This window comes from Microbulbifer pacificus (genome assembly GCF_002959965.1).
Classification (GTDB): domain Bacteria; phylum Pseudomonadota; class Gammaproteobacteria; order Pseudomonadales; family Cellvibrionaceae; genus Microbulbifer; species Microbulbifer pacificus_A.
The window spans coordinates 1,693,954-1,710,599 of record NZ_PREV01000026.1 but is presented as its reverse complement, the minus strand read 5'-3'; the positions used below and the strand labels follow the sequence as shown (position 1 = coordinate 1,710,599).

Genomic DNA, 16,646 nt, shown 5'->3' with positions numbered 1-16,646 from the left:
GCCGCGAATGGTTCGGGTACTGCGATTACTGCTGGCACTTGCCACAACCCTTGGCACCGCCGGTGTCTGCGCCGGCGACTGGTACGAATATCAATCGGAAAACTTTACCGTCTACTCCGATGTGCCTGAACAGCGGGTAAATGTCCTGATGAAAGATCTGGAGCGCTTCCGCCGCGCCGCACTTTCATTTACTGGTCAGGAGGAGATCCCGGAGAACCGCAATCTGCGGGTTTTCCACTTCCGCGAATCCGCCGAGTTCGAAAGATTCACCAATGACCGCAAGATCGCCGGCCTTTACCGGGAAACCTGGGAGGGACCGATCATCTTTTCCCGCGACGGTGGCCACGGCATTACCGGTTCCGGGTTGATCTTCCACGAGTACGTCCACCACCTGATGCGCGAGCGCAGTGGCATGACCTACCCACGCTGGTACTCCGAGGGATTTGCGGAATTACTGGCGAGTGCCGAACTGCGCAAAAAAGACGTGATTGTCGGCGGCCTGCCGGAATGGCGCCTTGGTGCCTGGGCGGACGACGACCCCCTGACCATTGAGCAGTTGCTGGCACCGCCACCGCTCGCGGCACAGAACGGCGAGGACAACAGTCGCTACTGGAACAACTACTACGCTAGTGCATGGCTGTTCACGCACTACCTGCAGCTCGGACACAATGCCGGCCATCCGGATTACCGCGCGGCCACCACAAACTACCTCAAGGCCGTTGCCGCGGGCGAGCATCCCTCTGGCATTTTCGAGGAGCATTTCGGCAGATCCATCAAGGAAATGCAGCGCGAGTTGCTCGCCTATATGCGCGACGAGATTCAGCGCCACAAACTCCATATCCCCGAGTACCAGTACTCCATTCCGCGACGTGCACTCAGCGTAAACGAATGTCTGTTTCTGTTGGCGGACGAGGCCATGGACTTCGACAAGCCGCAACTCGCCATGGACTATTTAAAGAGAAGTGAACAACAGAGCCTGGGCTGGCAGGAAAATTTCACCACCATGGCGGTGATCGACGCACGGGACAAAAAATTCAAGCACGGCGAAAAGGCGGTGAAGGAAATCGGCGAACACGGCCAGGTCAGCCACCTTACCGCCGTCAACCTCGCCCAATATTTTCTGTTGCGTTTGCAGGCGCTTTCACTCACTCGCGAATGGAATGAAGAATTTTATGAGCAGGCGGTGAAATACGGAAAAATCGCCGTGCAGATGGGCCCGGATTATCTGCCTGGCTACCGCACCCTGTGGACTGCCTATCAACTGAAAGGAAAAAGTGAGGAGGCGCTGCAGATCATGCAGGCTGCCTATCAGCAGGAACCCAATCACCTGAACCTGAACGCGGCTATCGGTTTTTATCTGGTGCATCTCGGCAAGAACACACTCGCGCGGGAATATCTCGAGCGGGTGGTGGCCTGGAGTCATTCCGATCAGCTGCGCTCCGACGCACAGGCGCTGTTAGAGCGCGGAGAATGATTTACTGAGATCGAAAAAAACGCAGCGATGTTTTCCGGACATGGCCGCGTTTTTTGTTTAAGCAATCAGAAAAATCAGTGCACCCAGTGGTGCCGCTCCTGCTTCTCCTGAATCGCTTCCGCGGTCGGCGTCGGCATGGCGCTCACGGGTAAACGCTCGTGGAAGAACGCCAGGCGTTCGTCGCCATCCACCTCGTTCATGGTGGCCGCATCGAATACCTTGCCGTTGATGACAGTGTACTTGATGTTCTCCGACAGACGCAGATTCTCCAGCGGGTTGCCGTCCACCACAATGATGTCCGCCAGCTTGCCAGGCTCCAGACTGCCGAGATCCCCGTCCATCCCGAGATAGCGGGCGCCGTCGATGGTGCCGGCGCGGAACGCCTGCCATGGCGTGAAGCCCCCCTGCTCCATCATCCACAGTTCCCAGTGGGTACCGAGACCCTCGCGCTGGCCGTGGGCACCGATATGCACGGTGACACCCTTGTCGCGCAGCTGCTTGGCGTGATGAGCCACGCTGAAGTGGTTGTAGTGATGATCCGGGGAGCGCTCGCGGCGAATGGAGCGCGGGTTGACGATGAAGTCCGGAGTAAAACGGGTCAGGCGCTCGTTCTTCCACACCTCGGTGTGGTCGTACCAGTAGTACTCACCGGTGAGACCGCCGTAGGCCACCACGAAGGTCGGGGTGTAACCGACATCGGTCTGGCTCCACAGCTGTTCCACATCGGCGTAGATATTCGCGATCGGCAGCGAGTGCTCTACGCCGGTGTGCCCGTCCACAATCATATTCATATTGTGCTGGTACTTACCGCCACCTTCCGGCACCACCATGATGCCGTGCTTGCGACCCGCTTCCAGCACCTGCTGGCGCTGCTCCCGTCGCGGCTGGTTGTAGCTCTTCACCGAGATTGCGCCCATTTCCTTCAGGCGGCTCACATGGAACTCGGCGTCTTCCAGGCTGTTGATCTTGGCTTTGTAGCCGGGGCCCTTGGCGCCGTAGAGGATGGTGCCGGTGGAGAAGATACGCGGACCATTGATGAGGCCCGCCTTCTGCATTTCCGCGGCGGAGAAGATCTCGCTGCTGTCGTTGGATGGATCGTGAATGGTGGTCACGCCGAATGCCAGGCTGGAGTAGAGGTTCCAGTTCTGCTGCGGGATGATCTCCTCGCGGCCTTGAGCGCCGTGGGCGTGGGCGTCGATCAGGCCCGGCAGTACAGTCTTGCCGGTGACGTCGATGCGCTGGGCGCCCGCAGGGATTTCCACCTCTGCTGCGGCACCCACCGCGACAATGCGGTTGCCGCGGAACAGCACCACACCATTCTGGATGATCTCCTGTGTCGTTTCAGCGTCGCGCATGGTCACCACGGTGCCACCGGTCAGCGCAATCAGCTTGTCGCCGTGGGCGAAGGGCTGTTTGAAGCTGAGGTCGATACCTTCACTCACTGGTTCCGGCAGTTGCTCCGGTGCCCCGGCGACAAAGTCGAAGGCGTCCTTCAATTCGCGCTGGTACAGCTTGGGCCCGTGGGCCCAGCCGAGGGTCTGGCTGTCGGCGGACCAGTGCAGGTTCTCGCCGGCACGTGCGGACACCTGGGTGACCTTCACCGCGGTGGCGCTGGGGCCGATGGATTCGGATTTGCCGGTGTGCATAAACGGCGCGGCATAGGCCTTGAAGTCCTGGGTGAAGGCCACCCACTGATCGTCCGGAGACAGGCGGAAGGAGGTAATCTCTGCGCCATGTAAGTGCTCGCGCTCGTCCTTGCCATTGCTGTCCACACTCTTGAACACGCGCTTGCCGCCGTCGCCGTACACGTACTCGGAGAAGTAGATGCGCTCGCCGTCGGCGCCGAAGTGCGGCTCGTAGCCGGATTTGGCAATACGGCGCTGCCAGTCGCCATCGGCATCGGCCAGGTAGATGCCGGGTTCCAGGGAGTACTCCGGGCTCAGCAGGTAACCACCGGTAAAGCGGCGGAAGGTGACCTGTTCGCCATCGGGAGAAAAACTCGGTTCCACATACAGACCGGGCTCGCGGGTAATGGTTTTGCCGCGACCGTTGCGGGCGGAGACCACACGCACCTGGCCGAGTTTCTCGTCGTCCCAGGTCACGTACGTGATCTGTTTACCGTCACGGGACCAGCTGGGATAAAACTCGAAGTGTTCCTCCTGATTGGTCAATCGGCGACGTTCGCCGCTGTTGGCGTCCTGAACGTAAATTTTACCCAGAGCCTGGAAGGCGATCTGTTTGCCGTCCGGCGAGGTCTGCGCCCAGCGGATCATCTTCACGTCAAATTGTTCCGGTGCCACATCCACCGGGAAGCGCACCGCATTGGCCACTTTCTTCTCGGTTTTGATATGCGCGACGATCTCGCGCGCGCCGGTGTCCAGGCTGCTGCCGTCAGCGGCAATGCGCTGGAATTTGCCCTTTGACCAAACGATCAGGGACTTGCCGTCCGGCATCCAGTCGTACTGTACATAGTTGCCGTGGGAGCCGAAGGTCTCCTGCAGGTCGCGCTCGAGACCTGAATAGATCGGGGTTTCGAGACCGGTGGAAAGGTCTTTTACGAACAGCGAGGTCTGGAAATCCTGGCGGCGCACAAACGCCAGCTTCTTGCCATCCTGTGAAGGCATGGGTGCGATAGAGCCGCCGGGACCGGAGACAAACGTCTCCTCCTTGCCGTCGTGCAGATCGTAGCGGTTGATGGCGAACAGCTGCTGGGTGGAGTTCTTGTTGTACTCCCACACGGTGCCCGGGGTGGTGTCGATGGTGTAATAGATATAGCGTCCATCCGGTGAGAACACCGCGTCGGAAATGTTCTTCTGTGCGATGTCACCGCCCAAACGCGCCTTGATCTGGCGCCCCTCGCCACCACCGTGGTGGTACATCCAGATTTCTCCGGCAGGAATACTGCGGCCACTCATGAATCCTTTGCGCGCCACCAGGTACTGGCCGTCCGGGGACCAGCTCGGCCCGTGCACCAGATTTTCCTTTTCGGTGGTCAGCTGGCGCAGGTTGCCGCCATCGCTGTCCATCACCCAGATATTGTCGGCGCCGTCGCGGTCGCTCACGAAAACGACAGATTTGCCATCCGGGCTGAAACGCGGCTGGGTGTTCCAGGCGAGTTCGCTGGTAATCGCCTTTGCCTCACCGCCGGCGATCGGCATTTCATAGATATCCCCGAGCATATCGAAAATCAGGCTCTTGCCATCTGGACTGATATCCAGGTTGCTCCATGTGGTCTCGCGGGTGTCCAGCGGGATGGATTTGAATTCGTAGGGCGGTTTGTTCACATCCCACTTGTCCGCTTCCTTTTTGGCCTCTTCGGCGATGGCGGCGAGGGGGAGAGTCAGGGCGACACCGGCGCTGCCAAACAGGCGCGCCAGGGTTCTGGCTTTGAATGGTTTGATCATGAATGGCTCTCGGGTGCGTGGGGTGCGGTGACGCCCCTGGCGGCACTCATGGCGCCGCTCTCGTTTTGCTGAATGTGGGTTCACGACATGAACCTGAGGCTCAAATTACGGGAATACAAGGAAAAGGCAATGGATCTGCGCCGAACGGCATAATCTTTGGGGTGGGGAAATATCGCCGGATAAAACACTGTCGGCGGAGGGGTAACCGGCTGATATGTTGATGGGGCTGTCAGCCGATATAGGAAGCGTCCGTGGTGAACACCACATCGAATGCCTGTTCCGCCACAAAGTCCGCCATGCGCTCCGTGAGCAGTTCACGCCACTCGTCCACCTGCACAATGCCCGCGTTATGGTGCTCTCTGTCCAGCAGAATCCGGGCGTGCAGGTACACGGAGCGGCCGGTTTTACTGATACTGAGGGACCAGTTTTCACCGGGAATGTCGACCATGGCATCGCGAAAGGCGCGGCGGATGTCGCGCTGGATATCGATGGGCGGCGCCGCCAACAGCACCTCCATCAGGTTGCGGTAAAGGATTCTCACCGGCACCGGCAACATGACCGCCACCATGGCGATTACCATCCACGAGTCCACAAACGGCAGCCACCCGCCCAGTGCGTCGCCAAACAGCCACACCAGGGTGAAGGCGCAGAGCACCACCGCGCTGAGCACCCCGTCCATCATCCAGGCAAAGGCATCCACCTCGATCAGGCTGGAGTTGGTGCGTTTTGCAATGCGCCGCAACACCAGATACACCACCAGACAACCGACGCTGGCGATGGAGGCGTAGACCACCGCCCGGCCGGCATCCAGGGTGCGGCCACCCTGATACAGTGCCGCTACCGCGGAAGACAGCGCCATCAGCATGACGCCGAGTATGACCATGCTCTGCAGAACATTGAACGCCGGCTCGAAACTGGCGTAACCAAAGGGAAAGTGGCGATCGGCGTCGCGCCGGATGATTCTCGACACCACCAGCATCACCAGCGACATGACGAAACTCACCAGGGAAAAAACCCCGTCCAGAAAAATGGCTTCGGAACCCGTCCAGTGGGCAAACGCAAAGCCCAGAATCGCCATACTCAGGCAACCCAGGATGGAAAGTACAAGCCCCCGTGCCTCCATTCTCAGACTCCGCGCGCGTTGAAAAACAGGGAAGGTAGACTCCGGGATTCTAGCGGCAACTTGTGGAGCTATCCTGAAGTCGCGACAATTGCCGCGATTTTAGTGAATTGAACGGATTTCCCATGACCATCGATGTTGTCATCCTCGCTGCCGGCAAAGGCACCCGCATGCGCTCTGACCTGCCCAAAGTTCTGCACCCCATCGGCGGTGTGCCCATGTTGGGGCGGGTGATCGATGCGGCCCAAGCCCTGGGCGGGGCATTGGGCGATATTGAAATCACTGTGGTTATCGGTCACGGGGCGGAACGGGTGCGTGAGCGCTTTGCCGACCGCGGGGTGAAATTCGTCGAGCAGACCGAACAGCTGGGTACCGGCCACGCTGTCGCTCAGGCCATCCCCAATTTCCGCAGGGGCGCCACGGTACTGGTGCTTTACGGCGACGTACCCCTGATCAAAACCTCCACCCTGCAAACACTGCTGAACGCCTCCGAGAACGGTCCCGCGCTGCTGTCGGTGGTGATGGGGGATCCCAGTGGCTATGGCCGCATCGTGCGCGACGCGGCCGGTCAGGTGCAGGCCATTGTGGAACAGAAAGATGCCGACGCGGAGACCCTCAAGATCGACGAGATCAACACCGGCATTCTCGCCGCACCCGCCGATCTGCTGGCGCAGTGGCTGCCGGAACTCTCCAACAACAACGCCCAGGGTGAGTACTACCTTACCGACGTGATCGCGCGCTCCGTGCGCGAGAAGATTGCCGTTACCGGTGTGATTGCCGAAGATCCGGTGGAAGTCGCCGGTATTAACAGCCGCGCCCAGCAGGCGGAGCTGGAGCGTGCGCTGCAGCGCAATAACGCCGACACTCTGATGGACGCCGGCGTCACCCTTCTGGATCCGACCCGTATTGACGTGCGCGGCTCGCTAGTCTGTGGCGCCGATGTCACCATCGATATCAACTGCATTTTTGAGGGGGACGTATCTCTCGGCGACGGTGTTGTCGTTGGCCCCAACTGTCTGCTGAAAAACTGCCGGCTGGCGTCGGGTACTGTGGTGGAAGCCAACTCGATCATCGAGGATGCCAGCGTCGGCGAAGCCTGCACCATAGGCCCCTTTGCCCGTCTGCGCCCAGGCACGGAGCTCGCCAATGGTGCCAAGGTGGGTAACTTTGTCGAAACCAAAAAGGCAAAAATCGGCCTCGGCAGCAAGGTGAATCACCTGTCCTACATCGGTGATGCGGAGGTGGGCGAAGACGTGAACATCGGCGCCGGCACCATCACCTGCAATTACGACGGCGTAAACAAATCCAAAACCATCATCGGCGACCGCGCCTTTATCGGCTCCAACTCCGCGCTGGTGGCACCCGTGGAGATTGGTGCCGGCGCAACCGTTGGGGCCGGCTCCACGATTACCCGAGAAGTGAGTGCTGACGAACTGGCTGTGGCCCGTGGCAAGCAGCGAAATATCTCAGGTTGGCAGCGGCCGACCAAGAGGACTTGATCTCCCAGTTCGGGAGCTCTGTTCTAGGTTCCGTGGCGGCAAAGCACCGGGTATGACTGTTCGAAACCGCTGTAAACCCATCCCTGGGCGCTGCGGCGGCGACGTCCTGTCGCCGACGCTTTCGAACAGTCATACCCGGCACTTTGCCTTCCGCCAAAACTTTGAGCTTCGTTAGCAATGCTTAATCGAAGTGCCGGGCCGGAATTGAAGGTGGAGCGCTGGGAGGGGGTTTTCAGGAGCGTCGCAAACAGGAGGTTTGCGCCGCAGCGCCCAGGGATGGGTTTAAGGGGGGCGCCTAGCCCGGTCCTGAAAATCCCCTCCCAGTGATCCACCGCCACCGCGCTAGAAAAAATCCCGCCCGAAACAAGCCGCCTCACAGAACTACACTGAAAGCATCGGAATCCAAGGAATCCAGCCGATGCACAAACCTCGCCTGCAACTACAGGCCTCGTTCGATATCGCCTGGCTGCAGTACCTGGATCAGCAGGGCCGCGCTACTCAGGCATTGCCGGAATTTGCCAGTCCCGACTGGCTCACCCACTGCTATAGCCAGATGCAGCTGGCGCGGCAGGTGGATGATCGCGCGGTAAAACTGCAGCGCACCGGTCGTCTCGGCACCTATCCTTCAAGCCTCGGCCAGGAAGCCATCGGCGTCGCTGTAGGCAATGCGTTGATGCCCGAAGATATCTACTGTCCCTACTACCGCGAAACCGGCGCCTTTCTGGAGCGCGGCGTGCTGATCGAGGAAATCCTCGCCAACTGGGGCGGCGATGAACGCGGGCAGAACTACCAGCACGCGCCCAAAGACCTGCCCATCTGCATCCCCATCGCCACCCAGGCATTGCATGCCGCCGGTGTCGCCTTCGCGCTCAAATACCGCCATCAGCAACAGGGCATACCGCAGCAGGTAGCTGTTACTACCTCCGGCGACGGGGCCTCGTCGAAGGGGGACTTTTATGAGGCCATGAACCTCGCCGGGGTGTGGAAGCTGCCGCTGGTGTTTGTGGTAAACAACAACCAGTGGGCGATTTCCGTACCGAGAACGGCGCAGACCGCCACCCAGACCATCGCCCAGAAGGCCATCGCCGCAGGTATTCCCGCGCTGCAGGTGGATGGCAACGATGTAATTGCCGTGGCCTGGGCGGTGCGCGACGCCATCGCTCGTGCCAGAGCGGGCGAGGGGCCCGCATTGATCGAGGCCCTCTCCTACCGCCTGTGCGATCACACCACCGCCGACGACGCCGGCCGCTACCGCAGTGAGAAAGAGCTGGATGAAGCCTGGCAGCGGGAGCCGGTTCGGCGTCTGGACAGGTATCTCCGTAGCGAAGGGTTGTGGAGTGATGCCAGGCAGCAGGATCTGGACCGGGAGCTGGCACAGGTGATGGAGACGGCGTTGAACAACTGGGAGTCCCGCGCGCCGGAGCCCGCCACCGCCATTTTCGACCACCTGTACGCGCAGCTGCCGGAAGGCTTGTACGAGCAGTACGACCAGCTGCGCGACGAGCAGGCTCGGGGAGCACAAAGCTAGATGGCGGACGAAGTAAATGCCATCACCCTGGTGGAAGCAGTCACCCAGGCGCTGGCCTATGCGCTGGAAAACGACCCCGAAGTGGTGCTCTTTGGACAGGATATCGGTGCGAATGGGGGCGTATTCCGCGCAACCGACGGACTGCAGAAGCGCTTCGGACCCGCACGGGTGCTGGATACGCCACTGGCGGAGAACATGATTTCGGGCATTGCCGTGGGCATGGCCACGCAGGGCCTGCGCCCCATCGCCGAATTCCAGTTTATGGGATTCATCTATCCCGGTCTCGACCACATCCTCAGCCACGCCGCGCGCATGCGCAATCGCACCCGCGGGCGCCTCAGCTGTCCCATTGTCTACCGCGCCCCCTACGGTGGGGGCATCCACGCCCCGGAACACCACAGTGAAAGCACCGAGGCGATATTTGCGCATATTCCCGGCCTGCGGGTGGTGGTGCCCTCCTCCCCTGCGCGCGCGTATGGCCTTCTGCTGGCGGCCATCCGCGACCCGGACCCAGTGCTGTTTCTCGAACCCAAGCGCATATATCGCGCCGCCAAACAGCCGGTGCCGGACGACGGCGAGGCGCTGCCACTGGACCGTGCCTTTGTGCTGCGCGAGGGCAGTGACCTCACCCTGATCGCCTGGGGCGCCAGTGTGAAGGAGGCGCTCGCCGCCGCCGAGCTGTTATCCACAGAGGGCGTCGAGGCGGAAGTTATCGATCCCGCCACTCTCAAACCGCTGGACATCCACAGCATTATCGACTCGCTGGAAAAGACCCGCCGCTGTGTGGTGGTGCACGAGGCGGCGCGCTTTGGCGGACTCGGCGCCGAGATTACCGCGCAGATCCAGGAGTACGCTTTCGACCTGCTGGAGGCACCGGTGCAGCGGGTCACCGGCTACGACACCGTCATGCCCTATTACCAGCTGGAAAATGTATATCTGCCTGGCGTGGAGCGCATACTCAGCGGCGCGCGCGCGGCACTCGGTTATGCGCGGGGTGGGCAGCGGTGAAAATCTTCAGACTGCCGGATCTCGGTGAGGGACTACCGGATGCCACTATCCGCGAGTGGCTGGTACGGGAGGGTGACAGCGTCGCGACAGACCAGGCGCTGGTCACCGTGGAGACCGCGAAAGCACTGGTAGAGGTACCATCTCCCTATTCCGGCACCGTGGAAAAACGGTTTGCCGCCGAGGGGGAAACCCTGCAGACCGGCCAGCCGCTGATCGGCTTTCTGCCGTCGGCAAATGAGGCCGCCGCCGGGGTTTCCGTCCCTCCCGCCGATTCCGGTACCGTGGTCGGCAAAATCGAATCCGGCGGCGAAGCACTCGCGCGCGAACAGCGTCCGGTTTTCAATCGCCCCCGCTGCGCCACCCCCGTCGTGCGCGCGCTGGCGCGGCAACTGGGCGTGGATCTTTCCAGATTGCATCCCAGCGGGTCCCGCTTCAGCGAAGCGGAAGTGCGCGCCGCTGCCGCGAGCCCGCCCCCGGCGAGGGACGTAGAACCGGCAGCCCGTCCAGAATCGGCGCCAGCATGTTCGACGGCCGGCGAACCGGTTCGTCGCGCCATGGCGCTGGCCATGGGTCGCAGCCGCGACGAAGTCTGCCCCATGACCCTGTGTGACGAGGCGGACATCAGCCACTGGGGAAAATCCACCCCGGCCACGGTGATGCTGGTGCGCGCCATTGCCGCCGCCGTGCGGGAATCCCCCAATGTGAACGCCCACTTCCAGCAGGAAAATCTGCGGCCACAGCTTTCGGTGAACATCGGTCTCGCGGTCGACGCCCCCAGGGGACTGTTTGTGCCGGTACTAAGGGATGTGGACGCGCAGAGTGACGAGCAGTTGCTGGAGGTGATTCGGCGTTTCAAACAGCAGGCACAACAGGGCGCCATTCCCCGGAACGACCTGCAGGGTGCCACCATCCATCTATCCAATTTCGGCAGCCTGGGCGGGCGCTTCGCCACCCCGGTGGTGGTGCCGCCACTGGTGTGTATTGTCGGCGCCGGTCGCAGTCACAAGGCCGTGCTGCCGCACAAAGGCAAGGCCCGGGTGCGCAAACTGCTGCCGCTTTCCATCACCGCCGACCACCGCGCCGTTACCGGCGGCGAACTGGCCAGGTTCCTGAAGGCCCTGAAAGACCACCTGGAGTCCTGACTGGTCTCGATGTGCAGGGGTTTCACAAAATCGGGGTGGGAACACAAGTTTCGATTTGCTATGATTTTCTTACGAATCGAAACTTAAAGCAACATGTCAAAGCGCAACACTCAACAGCGACGCCATCAGATACTGAACCAGATCAACGACGCCGGTGAGGCCAGTGTCGAAGAACTTGCGCGCCAGTTCGAAACCTCCGAAGTTACGATCCGAAAGGATCTGGCGGCCATGGAGGACAGCGGTCTGCTGCTGCGCCGCCACGGCGGCGCGATCCCCCTGCCGCGGGAACTGGTGGTCGAAGATCCCCTGTCCCAGACCAAGCGCGCCATCGGCCGCGCCGCCGCCGAACTTATCCGCGACCACAACCGCATTGTCATCGACTACGGCCGCACCACCACGGGCCTGATTCCCGAACTCGACAAAAAGCGCGGTCTCGTCGTCATGACCAACTCCCTGCACGTCGCCAACCAACTGCGCGAGCTGGAAAACGAACCCACCCTGCTCATGACCGGCGGCACCTGGGACCCGCACTTCGAAGCCTTCCAGGGTCAGGTCGCCGAACAGGTACTGCGCGGCTACGACTTCGACCAGGCCTTCATCGGTGCCGACGGCATCGACCTCGAGCGCGGCACCTGCACCTTCAACGAACAGATCGGCTTGTCGAGGGTCATGGCCGAAGTCGCCCGCGAAGTGATCGTCATGGCGGAGTCCAGCAAGGTGGGACGAAGAATCCCCAATCTGGAATTGAGCTGGGAAATGTTCGGCACTTTAGTGACCGATAGCGGCATCGAAGACAAGGTTTGTACACAGCTGGAAAACAGGGGCCTGCGGGTCATCTGTGCCGAAGTTAATTAAAGAAAACAGGGTGTATTCAATACTCTGAAATTTGACGAGAAGGCGGCGCTACCAAACCCAAAAGTGGCACCAAGCCAAATACCGAGGTAAGAAATATGTGTGGAATCGTAGGAGCCCTCGCCCAACGCAACGTCACCGGAATACTGCTGGAAGGCCTGCGCCGACTGGAATACCGCGGCTATGATTCCGCCGGGGTGTGCCTAGTCAACGGCGACGGCAGGCTGCAGCTGCGCAAAACCCAGGGCAAGGTTGCGGACCTGGAATCGGCACTGGACGATAGCCCCACCGCCGGCCAGCTCGGCATCGCCCACACCCGCTGGGCCACCCACGGCGTGCCCTCGGACAAAAACTCCCACCCGCACGCCTCCGGCAACTTCGCCCTGGTACACAACGGCATCATCGAAAACTACCAGGAGCTGCGCGACCAGCTCATCGCCAAGGGCTATGAATTCCAGTCCGAAACCGATACCGAAGTCGTCGTCCACCTGATCCACGACCTCGCCAAAGACAACCGCGACCTGCTGCAGGCCGTCTCCGCCGCCAGCAAACAACTCCATGGCGCCTACGCCCTCGGCGTCGTCTGCTCCACCGAACCCGAGCGTCTTGTCTGTGCGCGCCTCGGCAGCCCCCTGGTGATCGGTGTCGGCTATGACGAAAACTTCATCGCCTCCGATCCCATGGCCCTGCAACAGGTCACCGACCGTTTCATCTTTCTGGAAGAAGGCGACATCGCCGAAGTCACCCGCGACAGCATCGCCGTATGGGATAAAACCGGCGAGGAGGTCAGCCGCCCGGTCAACAAACTGCAGGGCGGCCACGACGCCGCCGACAAGGGCCGCTACCGCCACTATATGCAGAAAGAAATTTTCGAGCAGCCCAAAGTGGTGGAAGCCACCATGGCCGGTCGCATTGGTGAGCACTCCGTGCTGTCGCAGGCACTTGGCACCGCCGCCAATGAAATTCTTCCGCAGGTAAAACAGGTGCAGATCGTCGCCTGTGGTACCAGCTATCACGCCGGTCTCGTCGCGCGCTACTGGATCGAAGACTGGGCCGGCGTACCCTGCTCCGTGGAAGTCGCCAGCGAAATCCGCTACCGCAAAACCGCGGTGCGCCCGGGCACCCTGTTTGTCACCATCTCCCAGTCCGGCGAAACCGCCGACACCCTCGCCGCGCTGCGTCAGGCCAAGGAACTCGGCTATCTCGCCTCCATGACCATCTGCAACGTACCCAACAGTTCCCTGGTGCGAGAATCCGAACTGCACCTGATGACCGAAGCCGGCCCGGAAATTGGTGTCGCCTCCACCAAGGCCTTCACCACCCAGCTGGTCGCACTGCAGATATTCTGTATCGCACTCGCCAAGGCCAACGGCATGAGCAGCGAGCGCGAGGCGGAACTCGTCAGCGCCCTGCACCAGCTGCCGAAGCTGATGGAAAAATTCACCGGTCTCGATGCGCTGGTAAAAGCTACCAGTGAAGCCTTTTCAGAAAAAAATCACGCGCTGTTCCTGGGGCGTGGGGTGGAATTTCCGATCGCGCTTGAGGGCGCGTTAAAGCTGAAAGAAATTTCCTACATTCACGCCGAAGCCTACCCCGCCGGCGAACTGAAGCACGGCCCGCTGGCGCTGGTGGACGCGGATATGCCGGTCATCGTCGTCGCGCCGAATGACGAGCTGCTGGAAAAGCTGAAATCCAATCTGCAGGAAGTGCGCGCCCGCGGTGGGGAATTGTTTGTATTCGCCAGCCCTCAGGCGGGGTTCAAAAGCGAGTCGGGGGTGACGGTGGTGGAAGTGCCGGATGCACCGGAGAGCCTGTCGCCGATTCTGTATACCGTGCCGTTGCAGTTGTTGAGTTACCACGTGGCACTGCTGAAAGGCACGGATGTGGACCAGCCGAGAAATTTGGCCAAGTCGGTAACGGTAGAGTAACCAATTCAACAACTTCTCAAACAGGATCTGTAAAACTCCCGAGCGTGGAGAAACAAAGGAGCGAAAAACGGAATCCGGCAATCAAAAAAAGTATCACAAGAAACCTTCCTTGTTTCAGTTCACGTTTTTAAAATGAAGTGGCGCCATATCCTACGTGGCGCCAATTTTCTTATTGCCCCAGAAATTGTGATTGTGCTCACATTCCCCGCCATAAAATTTGGGGGAAAACACATCCCCCTTTGACTTTGTTGGTCATGCATTAGTGGCCGATCATATTTTCTGGGGGGAAGTATGTGGAATTTGTTATCCACGGGAAGAAAGTCCGCGGCATGGATTGGTAACTCCGGCATTTCCATTGCGCTGTGTCTGGGTGCTTCCGCGGAGTCTCTGGCTGGCGAGTTCACGGTATTCGACAACGAGGTTTTTGCCCGAAATGCGGGAATCCCGGTGCATGAAATCCGCGAATTCCAGTTCAACGCCCCGGAAGAACAATATTTACTGCGGGTCCACAATGGCGTAGACGGGGCTCCGGTAGAGAATGCCAGCCGAATACTGCTGAACGGGCAGGTTGTAGTATCCGTTACTGATCTTCAGCAATCCTCCCCCCTGATTGAAAAGCCCGTCACCCTCGCCATCAACAATACGCTGATTATCGAAATCAATGACTTCGAGAACCGCGGCCTGAGCATTGAGATTGTTGGTTACGACGAAGTCCCCCCCGAAATTTCCGGAACCGTTGATTTCCCCCCTAATGAAAACGGCTGGTACAGCAGTAGTCCCACCATCACTTATACGTGTAGTGATGATCTGAGTGGTATCGAGAGTTGCAGTCAACCGGTACTGGTTGAGACAGAAGGCGCCGACCAGGAAATTATCGGTACGGCGGTGGATCGGGCCGGGAATACCGCGGAATACGAAACGCTGATCAGTCTCGACAGGTCCGCGCCCGAGCTGCAATCGACGTTGGTCCCACCGGCAAATGCAAGCGGCTGGAATGACAGCGATGTCTTGGTCCAGTTTGCGTGTGCTGATGCACTCAGTGGCATTTCCGAGTGCCCTGAAGCGGTTTCACTTACGAGCGAAGGTGACAATCACGTCGTGAGCGTACAGGCAGTCGATCTGGCCGGAAATAGCACTTTCGTGGAAACCCAGGTCCGCATCGATAAAACGCCTCCGCAAATTATTTCTCAATTGTCGGCAGCCCCCGGCACTTCGGGCTGGTACCGGGAACCGGTGACCGTCAGTTATCAGTGCTCAGACGACCTGAGCGGGGTAGCCAGCTGCCCGGAAGCCGTCACCGTAACCGGCGAGGGTGAAGGGGTCGAAGTGTTGGCCACCGTTTACGATGTCGCGGGTAACAGTGCGGAAGCCCGGGAGATCATCAACTTGGATACCACAGCACCCGAGATCAGTTTTATTTCGCCACACAGTGGCGCACTCCTAGCTGACGCTCAGCCTGTGATGCAGCTTCTTTTGTCCGACAATATTCAAGTCGACGGTGAATCTCTCGTCATTACCGCCAACGGCGAAAACACCGCTGAATGCACGATTGCTGGGAATATAGCAACCTGCGGCTTCCCGCAGCCGCTACCCATAGATACAGAAGTCGTTATCAGCGCGAGTATAAATGACAGCGCTGGCAACTCCGCTCAGGTATCCCTCGTTACCGGGATAGACACCGACAAAGATGAAGTGGCCGATTATCTGGATCACTGCCCACAGACCACCACCTCACAGAGCGTTGATGAAAACGGTTGTGCCCTGAATCAATTGGATAGCGACGATGACGGGATAAGCGATGCGGAAGAGATTGCCTCCGGCAGCAACCCGGAAGATGAAACCAGTTTTCCCCCCGTGCTGATCGAAGCCTTCTCGGCGTCTCCCACCGTGATGGATCACAAAGAGCAACAGGTAGAGTTGCGCTGGCAGGTAAAAGGAGCCAGTACCGTCTCGATTGGCAACGATCTACAGGAAGAGGTAGAGACGAATCTCGCCAGCGAGGGAACCCTCGCGGTAAATCCGAAAATCACCACCCGCTATACGCTCGTTGCCACAGGCCCCGGAGGTGAAAGCAGTCAGGAACTGACCATAACCCTGGATTTGCCACCGCCACCGCCAATGTGGACGGCGCCCGACATCCCCGTACAAGAAAAAATTGCCACCTCTCTCGCGGTAGCGGAGGACGGCAGTGCGTATGTGGGCGCCTTCGATGGCAATTTCTACAAGGTGAATTCCAGCGGTCAGGTGGAGTGGAAGCTGGAAAATGCCGGAGTAGTGATGGGTAAAGCTGTAATCGCTGGGGACAAAATTATTGTCGGCTCGAATTTTTCTAATGGCAGTCACCCCGAAGGTCTAGGTAGAGCTTTTTCCCTGAGATCTGATAAAACGGTTGTGTGGAACTTTGATACCCAAGGTGCTGTGGTTGCCGGCCCTGTTCTCAATATTGATAAAACCACGGCATATATTGCTACATATTATGGTCACATTTACGCGCTAAATGCACAGACGGGTGAACTGTATTGGGATTACCAGCTACCGAACAACCAAAAGGTAGTCTCCTCTCCTGCATTAGTACAGCAGAAACTGATCGTTCATACAGAGCAAAATAATATCTATGCTTTGGATGTCAGTTTGTCAACTAATGAAAACCGAATTATTTGGGAAAAATTGCTAGAATAAGTATCACAAAAA

The 16,646-nt window shown here is 59.4% G+C and carries 10 protein-coding genes; 8 read left to right on the top strand and 2 right to left on the bottom strand.

All coding sequences use genetic code 11. The annotated features are described in order from the left end of the window. The first annotated feature begins 7 nt into the window (after positions 1–7). Positions 8–1,474: a tetratricopeptide repeat protein gene (locus tag C3938_RS07635; RefSeq protein WP_105102570.1), complete on the top strand. Its 1,467-nt coding sequence runs from the start codon at positions 8–10 to the stop codon at positions 1,472–1,474. A 74-nt stretch (positions 1,475–1,548) separates the two neighbouring features. On the opposite strand, the gene C3938_RS07630 is transcribed toward C3938_RS07635, so the two are convergent. Further along, the gene (locus tag C3938_RS07630) at positions 1,549–4,878 is read right to left on the bottom strand and encodes an amidohydrolase family protein (protein WP_105102569.1); all 3,330 of its coding nucleotides are present in this window, start codon (positions 4,876–4,878) and stop codon (positions 1,549–1,551) included. 229 nt (positions 4,879–5,107) lie between these two features. Further along, entirely contained in the window at positions 5,108–6,001 is an 894-nt protein-coding gene (locus C3938_RS07625; RefSeq protein ID WP_105102568.1) for a cation diffusion facilitator family transporter, read from the bottom strand. A gap of 122 nt (positions 6,002–6,123) precedes the next feature. Here C3938_RS07625 and glmU point away from each other — a divergent pair, with 122 nt between their 5' ends. From glmU to C3938_RS07590, 7 genes are all read left to right on the top strand, one after another. Beyond that, positions 6,124–7,497: a bifunctional UDP-N-acetylglucosamine diphosphorylase/glucosamine-1-phosphate N-acetyltransferase GlmU gene (gene glmU, locus C3938_RS07620; protein WP_105102567.1), complete on the top strand. Its 1,374-nt coding sequence runs from the start codon at positions 6,124–6,126 to the stop codon at positions 7,495–7,497. A gap of 418 nt (positions 7,498–7,915) precedes the next feature. After that, positions 7,916–9,025, top strand: a complete 1,110-nt coding sequence (gene pdhA / locus C3938_RS07615; protein WP_105102566.1) for a pyruvate dehydrogenase (acetyl-transferring) E1 component subunit alpha — start codon at positions 7,916–7,918, stop codon at positions 9,023–9,025. Further along, positions 9,026–10,033 (top strand): alpha-ketoacid dehydrogenase subunit beta, encoded by a 1,008-nt coding sequence (locus C3938_RS07610; RefSeq protein ID WP_105102565.1) that lies wholly within the window; start codon positions 9,026–9,028, stop codon positions 10,031–10,033. After that, on the top strand, positions 10,030–11,175 hold the full coding sequence (locus C3938_RS07605) for a dihydrolipoamide acetyltransferase family protein (protein ID WP_105102564.1): 1,146 nt from the start codon (positions 10,030–10,032) through the stop codon (positions 11,173–11,175). Before C3938_RS07610 ends, C3938_RS07605 begins: the two co-directional genes overlap by 4 nt. A 93-nt stretch (positions 11,176–11,268) precedes the next feature. Beyond that, the gene (locus tag C3938_RS07600) at positions 11,269–12,030 is read left to right on the top strand and encodes a DeoR/GlpR family DNA-binding transcription regulator (RefSeq protein ID WP_105102563.1); all 762 of its coding nucleotides are present in this window, start codon (positions 11,269–11,271) and stop codon (positions 12,028–12,030) included. Between the two features lie 95 nt (positions 12,031–12,125). Beyond that, complete coding sequence (glmS, locus tag C3938_RS07595) at positions 12,126–13,955, top strand: glutamine--fructose-6-phosphate transaminase (isomerizing) (protein ID WP_105102562.1); 1,830 nt, start codon at positions 12,126–12,128, stop codon at positions 13,953–13,955. 291 nt (positions 13,956–14,246) lie between these two features. Beyond that, positions 14,247–16,634, top strand: a complete 2,388-nt coding sequence (locus tag C3938_RS07590) for a PQQ-binding-like beta-propeller repeat protein (RefSeq protein WP_105102561.1) — start codon at positions 14,247–14,249, stop codon at positions 16,632–16,634. Positions 16,635–16,646: the final 12 nt, after the last annotated feature.

Excerpts from the sequence above, each read along its gene's own strand:
- C3938_RS07590 (WP_105102561.1), top strand. The coding sequence starts at position 14,247 with ATGTGGAATTTGTTATCCACGGGAAGAAAGTCCGCGGCATGGATTGGT.
- C3938_RS07625 (WP_105102568.1), bottom strand. The coding sequence starts at position 6,001 with ATGGAGGCACGGGGGCTTGTACTTTCCATCCTGGGTTGCCTGAGTATG.
- C3938_RS07600 (WP_105102563.1), top strand. The coding sequence starts at position 11,269 with ATGTCAAAGCGCAACACTCAACAGCGACGCCATCAGATACTGAACCAG.
- glmS (WP_105102562.1), top strand. The coding sequence starts at position 12,126 with ATGTGTGGAATCGTAGGAGCCCTCGCCCAACGCAACGTCACCGGAATA.
- C3938_RS07635 (WP_105102570.1), top strand. The coding sequence starts at position 8 with ATGGTTCGGGTACTGCGATTACTGCTGGCACTTGCCACAACCCTTGGC.
- C3938_RS07610 (WP_105102565.1), top strand. The coding sequence starts at position 9,026 with ATGGCGGACGAAGTAAATGCCATCACCCTGGTGGAAGCAGTCACCCAG.
- glmU (WP_105102567.1), top strand. The coding sequence starts at position 6,124 with ATGACCATCGATGTTGTCATCCTCGCTGCCGGCAAAGGCACCCGCATG.
- C3938_RS07630 (WP_105102569.1), bottom strand. The coding sequence starts at position 4,878 with ATGATCAAACCATTCAAAGCCAGAACCCTGGCGCGCCTGTTTGGCAGC.
- pdhA (WP_105102566.1), top strand. The coding sequence starts at position 7,916 with ATGCACAAACCTCGCCTGCAACTACAGGCCTCGTTCGATATCGCCTGG.